Genomic DNA, 11,389 nt, shown 5'->3' with positions numbered 1-11,389 from the left:
GCGATCCTGAACAGCCGGCAAGCATTCGGGTCAGCAATGCCATATATTGCTGCGGGCTTTCTTTTCAACAGGTTTTGTAAACGCCTTCCATGATCGTTAAAAGATACTTTGTTAAATTAAATTATTAAGTTTTAATTAGATTAACACACACTCTATTATTTGCATACTCCCATCTTAATGCTAGTCTTCTCTATCCGTATAATTGGAGATTTCAATTAAGTTTTCGTCCGGATCTCGAATATAGACAGAGTTAATCCTGCCCGCCGCCCCTGTTCGCGGTACAGGTCCCTCAATAACCGGCACTCCTTTTTGATCAAAGTGAGCGAGTAGGGAAGTTAAAGGAAATTCAGTGATAAAGCAGAGGTCTGCTGAACCTGGAGTTGGGGCGTGTGCTTTTGGTTCAAATTCTTTGCCTGCTTGGTGAAGGTTAATTTTCTGGCTGCCGAATTTGAGTGCTTTTCGGTTTTTTTGAAAAGTAATGATCTCCATTCCTAATACATCATTGTAAAAATCACACGTTCTATCAATATCTTTTACGGTTAGAACAAAGTGATCCAAGCTGTTAATCTTCAATTCACTTCCTCCTTTTTGTCCCGGAATCAGGCAGTTTAAAGATATATAAATTTTATCCTATTCTATCGGTTATCGACAGCTTGATGGCTTCTTTTCAGAGGACAAAAATAACGGTATACTATATATTAATTAATTAAATTAACTTGAGGTGTTTTCATGCAACGCGGCACGTTTCAATTGATGAAGTCGTTAAACCGGAACATAATACTGAATAAAATCCGTCTGGATGGACCCATTTCACGTGCACAGATCGCCAAAGATACGAAGTTGACGCCGCCTACAGTCAGTTCTATCGTAAAAGAGCTGATCGACTCGGGAATGATTAAAGAAAGTGAGCAAGGCGAGTCCAAGGGAGGGCGGAAGCCGACCATGCTGATCATTAATGCCGATAGCTTCTATGTTATCGGACTGGATGTAGGCCCTAAGGACATTAAGACCATCCTGACTGATTTGAACGGCAAGGTGCTTGAGTTTTATGAAAAGGTTCTTTTCAGTCCGCTTTCGAATCATGAGCTGCTCGATATCATGAAAGCAGAGATTCAGCAGATTATGGAGCAGTATGGTGAGGAAGAAGAGAAAGTGATCGGCATCGGCGTAGGGATGCATGGTGTAGTGGATGTGGAGCAGGGCATTTCCCTTTATGCACCAAACCTGAATCTGAGAAATATCCCGATAAAAGAGGAACTAGAGGTCAGATTCAGCCGTACGGTTAAGGTGGAAAATGATGCAAAGGCACTTGCTCTTGGCGAAGTTTGGTTTGGAAATGGAAACGGTGCGGACAGTGTGGTTGCGGTCAACGTAGGGACCGGCATAGGAGCCGGGATTGTGATAGATGGAAAACTGTTTCATGGCGAAAACTTTATTGCCGGAGAAATTGGACACATGACGATTGACATCGGCGGAAAGCAATGCAGCTGCGGCAACTACGGATGTCTTCAAACACTTGCAGCTGGCCCTGCAATAGCTGAAAAAGCGCAAAAAGAGGTAGCGATTGGAAGAGAAAGCATCTTACGGGAGATGGCCGATCATGATTTAGAGAAAATCGATGGGAAAATGGTTTACGAAGCAGCACTCCAGGGAGATGAGCTGAGTGTTCAAGTCTTGAAATCAACCGGGATCTATCTTGGGATCGGGCTGACAAACTTGATCCACCTCATGAATCCTAAGCGGATTATTATTGGCGGAGGAGTATCCAATGCAGGAGATTTACTGATGGACAGCTTGAAGGAAACGGTTCAAAAGAAGGCGCTGACCGAAGCCGCAAAACATACCGACATCAGACTGTCTAAGCTTGGAAACAAAGCGACGGCGATCGGTGCCGTTTCTCTATTGCTTGTTGAATTGTTTTCGGTGAAATAAGAAAAGCTCCAGGGCGCTGGAGCTAAACATTAAAAAAGGTGCCAGGCACCCTGAAGGAATCAGGGACCTGGCGCCTTTTTATGTTATTTCTTTGTGATGATTACATTCTTCTCAACCGTGTTTCCGCCAAGGTCTGTCAGTTCAAGATGAACGGTATTTTTACCTTTTTTCAGGGAAACCTTTTGGCTGATTTTCTTCGTTAATGCTCTCTTTGCAAACGGCTCTTTAAAGTAATGGCGGTATGCCGCATTGTCGTTTACGAAGAAGCGCATCTCATCATAGTTGTCCGCAAGCGTAATTTTAAGTGTTGCTGTTTTCGTTTTGCTTGACACTGTTTTCGGTGCATCTACTTTAATCGTTGGAAGAGTGGAGTCGACAATCACCTGGCGGCTGAAAGCTACTCGGTTTCCGGCTTTATCAATCGCTTCAACCTTGAACGATTGGATGTTATCAGAAGTATAGGTAATCTTCTTGCTGAAATCGTACTGCTGTTTTGGTGCATTCCATACAAGCTTTGCAGGTTTGCCGTCGATCATGAGTGATTTCAGTCCAGAATCATCCGTCACATGTCCGGTTACAGTCACTGTTTTGGAAGAAGTGACGCTTAACGCTTCAGGTGTATCCACAGTGACACTCGGTACGCTTGTATCTTTCCCGCTCATGTTTACATTCTTCTTAACTGAGTTTCCTGCATAGTCATAGGCCGCAAGAACGACTTTTGCACGACTAGGAAGGTCATTCAGCTTATATTCGCTGGCGGAAGCATCAAGCGGCTTGGAAAGAACGCTTTTTCCGTTAACGAGTACATCATAGTAGGCTACGCCTGTTCCTTGGTCACCAGCTGTCCAGGAAAGCGTGCTCTGATCCGCGTTCCATTTTGTAGTAACAGCAGGATCCTTCGTATCGACATACACAGGGAACAACACTTTTTGCCATTTTGCTTTTGGATAGTCAACCACTGAGCTTACTTGGTAGTAGTACAATCCGTCTTTCACTTTGGAACCATTGACCGTTCCGTCCCAGGCAGCTTCCGTAACTGGAGTATACCCAGGTTCAGAACCCTGGTCATAATAGTTCTTCACGACATCTTCTTGTGTATCCAATTTGCGAAGTGATGTTTTGTTTCGGTCAAGGATGGAGTATTCCACTTTTTTCGCGTTTCTTAGGAAAGAAAGCACCGGGAATGCTTCATCATAAAGCCCATCTCCATCCGGAGAGAAGGAAACTTTATCTTTTAACACATTATGCGATGCATCGCTTCCAAGGAACTCAAAATCATCGTTCACTTCTGCAGCCAGACCTGTTACTCCGTAGAACGTGTTCTCATCGTATACAGGAGCGTCAATGATTGGCGCTTTGTCCCATTTGCCATGGAAACCAACGTATGGAACGCTTAGCTCAGGATATTTGTTGCCTGCATCTATTAATCTTACAAAACCTTCTACAAAGAAGCCGTTTTTGAAGATTTTGTCGAGCGGCATGTCATTCGCCCAGTCTACGGTATCTTTTAAATCGACCGTAACATTTACAGTTGCTGTGCTTTTCGCTTTGATCGCAATACTGCTCGCTTTCTTAGAACCAGAAGTGAAAGAAATCGGGAACGTTCCTCTATTCGGATCCTCTGAATCTCTTGTTCCATTTTTAAAGATTCCATCTGCTTCAAGCAGGTTCATGCCTTGAAGTGCAAGGTCTGTTTGAACATTGCCCGCAAGCTTGTACGTTACGTCTTTGGAGCTGTAGTTTTTAAGATTTAAAGTAAAGGTGAATTTATCGCCTACTTCTTTTACGGCTGCTTTTCCTTCACCTGATTTTGCTTCTGTTACAACCACTGGAGTTTTCATTGCCGCATGAAGGTCCATTAATCCTGCACCCTCAAGGCGTGGAGAATAGTAGTTTCCAGTTTGGCTCTCTGTATTGAACAAGCCATGATCGGCTTGCGGTCTTGATGTGTTCATTAAGATGTTTTTGGCGAGTTTAACGCGGGTTGCCCCTTTAACTTTGAAATCTTTGTCCACTCTTTCCATCACGAGAGCAGCACCGCCGGCAACATGCGGAGCAGCCATGGACGTTCCGCTCATGACGCCGTATTGGTTATTGTTGAGCGTTGAATAGATTTTACCGCCTGGAGCCGTGATTTCCGGTTTAAAGTCAAGGTTCGGTGTTACGCCCCACGAACTGAAATCAGACATTTTCCCTGCATTTGGATTGGAGGCAGAAATCGCTTTACCGTCAAAGATGACTTCCAGCTTCTTGCCTTCTTTTGCCATGGCTTCGAGCTTGTTGCCGTCAGCAATGCTTAACGTCACAAGAGGAATCGTCGGCTTGTCGAGAGCCATATTGACGTAGTCGCCGTGGTCCACTCTGCCTCGGATAATGACGCCTGCTGCCCCTTGTTTTTCAGCTTCATGCTGAATCATTGAATAGTTGAAGCTTCCGTTTCGGACAACGAAGACCACTTTGTCCTTCACATCTTTGCCTGTATAGTTAGGCGAGCTGCCGTCACCGACATAAACGACTTCCATCTTATCTTTATCAAACGTGTCGATCGGATTTGGAGATTCCTGCTTTTGGTAAGCAATGTATCCCATATCTGCTCCGTCTACTTTTAAGTTCATGCCTTCAAGTGTAAGCTTTGTGTTTTCAAGTGAAGCGACTTGAAGAGCCTGTCCGATCAATCCAGGGGATCCAACAACTCCTGTATCCGGATTAGACGGGTAAGGGCTGCCTGCACCATATCCCGAGTAAGCAGAGTTACCGGCAGAAATGGCGCAAAGAATACCGTTGTTTGTTGCGTTCTCGATAGCTTTTTCCTCAGGATCATCATGCTGAACGAAACCAGCTGTCGATCCAAGGCTCATGTTGATCACATCAGCGCCGAGTGAAATCGCATCGTCGATCGCTTTAATATAAATATCACTGAACGTGGACGGCATTCCAGGATCGTTTCCGAATACTTTAAGCGCCAAAAGCTGTGCTTCAGGAGCTACACCTTTAATTCCGCCATTGTCTTCGTCCCCGTTAGCTCCGACAATCCCAGAAACGTGCATGCCATGCATGGAAGCACCAGGGCCAAGATCGCGGATTTCTTTGTCGTGGTCCGCATAGTTGTATCCATAAGGTACTTTTTCTGTAAAGTAGTTGCCTTTTAGCCCTTTGGAGTCCTTAAGGCTGTTCACTTTTCCGGGAGTCAGCTTCACCTTTGTATCAGGGCTGAGCACCATGTCTCTGTGGGAGGGATCGATGCCTGTGTCAATAACAGCCACGACGGTTCCTTCGCCTTTATATCCATAGTCCTGCCATGTTTCTTTAGCATGGACGATATCCTTGCTGTACAGCATGTTCGGCTTGTCCCCTTTGATTGATTCGGGACGCTTATATTCATGCGCAATATGTACATCTTTCACACCATCAAGTTTTTCAATATCTTTAATATCACCATATTTGACCTCACCGCTGAAGCCGTTTAGAACGGTTGTAAAGCTTTCCTTATACGATACCGGGATGTCTTCCTTCGCGATGTCTTCTTTCACTTCTTTTTGTTCACTGGCCAGTTTTTTGGTAAGCTCCGTTTTTTCGCTTGTGCTCAAAGCACTGTAGCGCTTGTTTTGAGCCTGTGCGTACTGAATCGCTGGTTTTTGATCAAGTTCGACGACCACGCGAACCTTATCGTTTTTGCCGTATTTCTCTTCCTGAGGCAGTTTTTTCAGATCAAGGCCTAGAGGCTTTGTTCCCGCTGCCTTGCTATGAGACGGCAGATTCCCCTGAGCATATGCCAGGTTGGAAAACGTCATGATAAATGCTGTCATCAACGCAATCCGTTTCTTCATCCAGTTTCCCCTTTTCCGTGGTTGTATTTTTTCTGGGTGAATGATCTTGTTGCTTTAAAAAACTAAAAATTTCCATAATTTTAGTTTAATTCCATTATTCAGAAATCGCAATTTATATTTATTTTTTTTGATTTCTTTTTTTGGGTGCCAGGCACCGTGCGTTACATACTTGTGTAATAGCGGTGCCTGGCACCTCATATGCTTGTATGAATGGAAACGGGGAGGGATGGACAGCATGGATTCGTTGACGATGGCCGTTGTGGGAGTGATTTGCTTTCTTGTTTTTACTGGTTTGGTGGGATACGCCCAGACAGGATACCGCCTGAAGATGTGGATCAGAGAACTTCAGGAGCTTGAATCACAGGGAACTGCACAGCCGCGGTCCCGCTGGATACAGCGTGTTTGTTCGGATTACAGGCAGTATCATCTATCAGGAGTCTCCTCATTGAATTCACAGGCGCTGATTGAAAAGCACCTTTTCCAGGAACGCATTCCTCTTCTTGGACTGATGCGCGTTCCTGTTGGAAATATCCAAAAGGTTCTGCAGCAGCTGCCGGCTTTTACGATTATTCTCGGTGTGCTCGGCACCTTTATCGGCCTTACTCTATCTCTTCTGTCCATGCAGGATACGCTGTTCAGGCTCGGAAGTTCTGCCTCTGGCCCGAATATGACCATGAACTCCATCATCTCATCCTTAACTGCTCCTTTTGAGGGAATGAGCGTTGCTTTTATAACAAGTATCGCAGGTATAGGAGGGGCCCTTATCCTCAATATTCTCCAGACAGGCTTTCTGACCAGGGGATCTTCTCTTACGTACCTGCAGGGCAAGGTGATGTCGGACTGTGAAGTTTACCTGGACCATGCCTTCAACTGTCTTCTTTTACAGGAAAAGCCGCAGGATTCCGCTGAACGGCTGCTTGATCGCCTTGCAGCCAAAGTTGAGGAGAGCTTCCAAAAAAGTGTGGGCCATTTCGGAGCCTCTATGACAGAATTTACAGCTGGATTAAAAACCGCCATGGAAGACGTAAAAGGAATCTATGAAGCACAGCGTCTTCACAGTGAATCGTTTGCGGCTTCTGCATCAACTCTTGAACAGTTCGGCCTGCAGTTCCATAAAACGATTGAAAAACAAGATTCCATGCATAAAGCAGTCGACCAAAGCATTTCGGTGCTGGCCGCCCAGATCAAATCATTTGAACAGCAGCTGCAAAAAAGCACGGAACGCCAGAATGCAGGGCAGCAAACATTTGAGCTCCTGATCCAGCGTTCCGATAAAGTGCTGGCTGAATCACAGCGCCGCTCAGAAGAATTCGCCGGAAACATGGCACGCGCCCTTCAGGAACAGCTTCAGCACTACGCTAATCAGCATGATGCACTGGAGAGCAGGCTGGGACAGAAACAGGAGGAATGGTACTACCGCTATTCCGAAAAACAAGGAGAATACGGCAGAGCTGCCGCTGACTTCGCGTCCTCTGTCCAGCAGCTTGAAAAGGGCTTCTTTAATGCCGTTGAACATATGAAGCGTGACTTTGTCGAGCAGATCCGGAATGTGCTGGAGCGAGAACGGCAGCTCAGCCAGCAATCCGGTCCGCAGCGAGGCGATGATATGAGAGAACTTGCCCGTACCCTTGAGAACCTTTTCCATGGGCTTTCCCGGGATTTTACGAGCAGCAACCGCACCCTTGGCGACATGTATCATCTTCTTCAGCGCATGTATCAGACGGCTATGGATAATCAGACCGTCTATGACTCCCGTGACCGGGACAATGAGTCAAGGCTTATCAGTTCGCATGAAATTAAAAGGCGGTGATGAACCGTGCGCGCCCGGAAAAACGTTTTTGCAGAACAGCACCAGGAAGAAATCTACTGGCCCAGCTTTACGGACATGATGGCCATGATGGTGCTCATCATGATTTTCATTGCCATACTCGCATACGTCCAAAGTATTTATAACGCCTATGATCAGTCACAGATCAAACAAGAACTGCATCAGGTAGCGGATGTAAAAAAACACATCTCGGACCTGATTGAAAAACAGCTTGAACAGAATGTAGGAAAAGATAAAGTTGTACGCGGCCCGAACAATACGATCTCTGTAGAAGGAAACATATTATTTGATACGGGGAGCGCCGAGGTCAGTGCACAGGGCAAGAAGGTACTGAACCCTTTGGCTGATGCACTCGCCGCCATCATCGACGAGAAGGATATGAGTAAATATCTATATATTATCCTGGTGGAGGGACATACCGATTCGGTACCGTATGACAACTGGTCCCTTTCCACAGAGCGGGCAGTTGCGGTTGTAAAATATCTCGCCAAAGCCAATCCGAAACTTGCACGCCTGCCATATGCCCAGTATCTGGCCGCCACAGGATACAGCGAATACAAGCCAATCGCCAAAGGAAGCTCAGCAGCAGCTCTGCAAAAAAATCGCCGGATCTCCTTTCAAATCATTTTAGATGATGATAAATGGCAGAATAAGCTGAAGGATATTGTTAATCAGCAGTAACTGAGTCAATCGGAAGTCTTTAAGGGAATTGCTATCGACTCGTGCTTGCCTGAACCCGTTTACTTGCGGTTCGACAAGACTTACTTGCAAAACACATCATTTTCATAAAAAACGCACTCGCCCAGCAAAAAAAATGAAGGGAACGCTTATCCCTTCGTTTTTTCTGTGTTCAGCATGAGCTGGTAAAAGTGAACATCCTGCCACTCATCAAATTTGTAGCCTACTTCTTTAAAGTTGCCGACAAATTCGAAGCCAAACTTTTTATGCAGTTTTACACTCGCTTCGTTTCCGCCCGTAATGCTGCTGATTACGGTATGGCAGCCAAGATCAGCCGCCCTTTTCAGAATATCCTCCATTAAGGCATTGCCGATCCCTTGGCCGCGGAATTCAGAAGATATGTATAATGATAATTCAGTTGTGCGGCAATAGGCCGCTTTATCTCTGAACGGGCTAAGACAGCAGTATCCCGCCACTTTGCCGTCCAGTTTCGCAACAATCAGCGGAAAGTCGCCGCCGTATTTTTCAAACCAAACCTTTCGTTCTTCAAGTGTCTGCTCTTCCAGATCAAATGTAGCCGTCAGCGTTTTTATCGCATCATTATAGATGTCCAAGATAGCTGGCAAATCGCGAAGAAGTGCCTCTCTTATATTCACCATGGTATTCCTCCTCATGACTGTTATCTTGATGGTCTATGTTTACTGTACCAGAGTTTTTCCGAGAACGACAAAACAAAGACGAAGGGAAATGATTCCTCCCTTCGCCGTATTTCCCTATTTTTTTGAACGTTCTGATGAGATCAGAAAAGCTTCCAATATATAACGCTTTGGAGCGGCACCAATATAATTGAACGGATAGCACGTACTGACCGTTAACACCGCGCGCGGTTTTGGAACGATCACGGTGCGGTCATCTTTGTCCACGATTCGAACCTTCCTTACTTTATACGTAAAGGTTCCGGCTGATGTCGTCACTTCAAGTTTGTCGCCTTTTCCTACTTTTCCGAGGCTGCGAAACACAGTGTCACGGTGGCCGGAAAGAACAGAGTTGTCCTTTTCACCAGGAAGAACGCTGTCTTTAAAATGGCCGACTCCTTTTTCCAGTTCATCTTCATTCGTTCCATGATAGATTGGCAGTTTCGCTTCCAATTTCGGAATGTAAAGGGTGCCCATCTTTTCTCCAATCGCTGGACGTTTGGCATACAGTGGCGCTTCACGTTTTTCCTCGTTTGTTTTTGCCGGCTTTTTCACAGGTTCGTGCAATGCTTTTGAATCCACTTTTTCACCGGCAAAATAACCACGTGTGTAACTAATGATATTCTTCGAAAACATTCCCAGGCCGAGAAGAATGATCACAATCGAAAAAGAAAGAAGAACAGCCTTTTGGGGCCGTCTTCCTCCTTCTTGGCGTCTGGTTGCCATTACGACATCCTTGCTCTTCTATATAGGAATAGCCCTGCTCCGGCAATTGCTAAGCCAGCAAGTGCGCCGTCAAGATTGTTGGAATCCGTCTTAGGCAATTTGCCGCCATTCACGGTTCTTGGCTTTTTAGCGACTGGTGCTGACAATTTTACTTCTTTTTTAATCGTTTGGGTAACGGTGTCTACTTTCGCTGGGACGGTTTTAACATCGTCTGACGTGATCTTCAAGTCCGCAAGCATTTTTCCGTTCAGATCAAACAGTTGGATCAAAAGATAATCTCCGTCCAATACTTTCATCTGCATCAGCTCTCCTGCAGATACCGGGGTTTTCTTTCCGCCGTCCACAATGAAAAAGTTCGCTTTCATTTGGAAAATGGACATGAGCTCTTCAAAAGCGTTCCCGACTTCCTGGATCTGTGCTTTCGTCGGCTTTTCCGGATCGATGCTCATCATGCGCTCAGCAATGGATTCCAGTCTTTTTTCTGTATCTGGGGAGTTTAGATCTTTCTCGATGGACATGAGGTGGTCCTGCAGGTTTTGAATCTCAGCCGGAGTCAAATCTACTTCTGCCAGAGCCCCTTGAATCTCTTTTTCAATCTCCTTCATATCAGGCATTTCTTCATCAGGTGCCTGCAGGTCTGAAACCGCAAAGTACAGGTCATCTACATAAATATAGTCCTCGATGGCTTCTCCGTTCTTTGCTAAAAGATCCTTAAGCTGCTGCTCGTTCAAATCTAAATCAGTATAGATCTCATCAAGATTGCTGTTGTCGCTCTTGATGACAGCCCCAAGCGTTTCTTTCAGTTCATTGATGTCCTCAAAATCTGACAGCTTCATCCCCGCATAATCGGACAGATAGTTTTGGTAATCCTCTTTGCTAATTTCATAGCCGCGTTCATTGCTGATTTGTGCGAGATAGGCTGTAAGATCAGCATCCTTTATCCCTGCTGCAAACGCGTTTGCAGGCACAAAATAAAAGGCTATGAGAACAGCCAGCAAGCTTAATAGAATCTTTTTCATTCTTTCCTCCTAAAATGTGTTAGTTTTCCTTATATCAGTATAAATTATTACAATATAATTACATGTGACTTTTTTACTATTTATGAGAATAAAAAATGGAAGATTTACTCACTTCTCGCGAAAAAAGGCAAAAAAAAAGGCCGCCTCTTTAGGAAGCGGGGGACAAAAAGATATATAAAAAAGGGGGTACTTCTATCATTCCCGAAATCTCTTTTTTTATCCCTCATTTTTATAAAAGTTTTATAGTTTTTTTTATGTCTCCAAAAACAAAAAATCGGGTATGACTAGTAAGAAGGCATAAATGAAAGGAGAATGCACATTGCGTTACTTTATTAACATGAAGAGAGAATTTAAGGATGAATTCGGCAAGGTGTATAGCAGGGAGGATGAAGATGAGATCGAGCTCATGAATCAGCTTGATACGATGGATATTGGAAAGCCTTATATTTTTCCGAAAAACGCTGTAGCTGAAATTACGAAAGAAGAATATGACCGGCTGACATCAGCAATCCATGAAGGAGTAGAAGGAGCTGACGCCCGGGAAGAGATTCTCTCAAAATACTCCAGAGACTGACCGCTTACGTGAAGCGGTTTTTTTATTGTTCTTTTTTAAAGGCCTTTCTAAAAGGCTTTGGGAAAAGAGCCTTCATTGATCAGTTGATTGGAGTGCCTGGTGCGAGACTC

The 11,389-nt window shown here is 44.9% G+C and carries 9 protein-coding genes; 4 read left to right on the top strand and 5 right to left on the bottom strand.

What is annotated here, in order from left to right; all coding sequences use genetic code 11:
• Window positions 1-180: 180 nt before the first annotated feature.
• Entirely contained in the window at window positions 181-573 is a 393-nt protein-coding gene (locus tag OKX00_RS01695; protein ID WP_265409148.1) for a VOC family protein, read from the bottom strand.
• A gap of 156 nt (window positions 574-729) precedes the next feature.
• Between OKX00_RS01695 and OKX00_RS01690 the strand changes: the two genes are divergently transcribed.
• Window positions 730-1,932, top strand: coding sequence for an ROK family transcriptional regulator (locus OKX00_RS01690; protein WP_265409147.1), 1,203 nt, complete (start codon window positions 730-732; stop codon window positions 1,930-1,932).
• A gap of 83 nt (window positions 1,933-2,015) precedes the next feature.
• Here OKX00_RS01690 and OKX00_RS01685 read toward each other — a convergent pair whose 3' ends face one another.
• Window positions 2,016-5,759: a S8 family serine peptidase gene (locus tag OKX00_RS01685; RefSeq protein WP_265409146.1), complete on the bottom strand. Its 3,744-nt coding sequence runs from the start codon at window positions 5,757-5,759 to the stop codon at window positions 2,016-2,018.
• Window positions 5,760-5,994: 235 nt separating this feature from the next.
• On the opposite strand from OKX00_RS01685, the gene OKX00_RS01680 reads away from it, so the two are divergent.
• Both OKX00_RS01680 and OKX00_RS01675 read left to right on the top strand, forming a co-directional pair.
• Window positions 5,995-7,569, top strand: a complete 1,575-nt coding sequence (locus OKX00_RS01680; RefSeq protein WP_265409145.1) for a hypothetical protein — start codon at window positions 5,995-5,997, stop codon at window positions 7,567-7,569.
• 6 nt (window positions 7,570-7,575) lie between these two features.
• Window positions 7,576-8,268 carry an OmpA/MotB family protein gene (locus tag OKX00_RS01675; RefSeq protein ID WP_062238375.1) on the top strand — a complete coding sequence of 231 codons (693 nt, stop codon included), beginning with the start codon at window positions 7,576-7,578 and terminating at the stop codon, window positions 8,266-8,268.
• A gap of 146 nt (window positions 8,269-8,414) precedes the next feature.
• Here OKX00_RS01675 and OKX00_RS01670 read toward each other — a convergent pair whose 3' ends face one another.
• The 3 genes from OKX00_RS01670 to OKX00_RS01660 form a co-directional block, all read right to left on the bottom strand.
• A complete protein-coding gene (locus tag OKX00_RS01670) occupies window positions 8,415-8,924 on the bottom strand; it encodes a GNAT family N-acetyltransferase (protein WP_265409144.1) in 510 nt (169 codons plus the stop codon).
• A gap of 114 nt (window positions 8,925-9,038) precedes the next feature.
• The gene (locus OKX00_RS01665) at window positions 9,039-9,686 is read right to left on the bottom strand and encodes a class D sortase (protein WP_265409143.1); all 648 of its coding nucleotides are present in this window, start codon (window positions 9,684-9,686) and stop codon (window positions 9,039-9,041) included.
• A complete protein-coding gene (locus OKX00_RS01660) occupies window positions 9,686-10,705 on the bottom strand; it encodes a processed acidic surface protein (protein WP_265409142.1) in 1,020 nt (339 codons plus the stop codon). The genes OKX00_RS01665 and OKX00_RS01660 overlap by 1 nt, the downstream gene beginning before the upstream one ends.
• 301 nt (window positions 10,706-11,006) lie before the next feature.
• On the opposite strand from OKX00_RS01660, the gene OKX00_RS01655 reads away from it, so the two are divergent.
• A complete protein-coding gene (locus tag OKX00_RS01655; RefSeq protein WP_265409141.1) occupies window positions 11,007-11,279 on the top strand; it encodes a hypothetical protein in 273 nt (90 codons plus the stop codon).
• Window positions 11,280-11,389 lie beyond the last annotated feature (110 nt).

Origin of the sequence: Fictibacillus sp. KU28468 (genome assembly GCF_026153615.1) — a bacterium.
GTDB classification, from domain to species: Bacteria; Bacillota; Bacilli; order Bacillales; family Fictibacillaceae; genus Fictibacillus_C; species Fictibacillus_C marinisediminis.
Note: the sequence above shows the minus strand (reverse complement) of the source record. Positions and strands in the feature narration are given on the sequence as shown.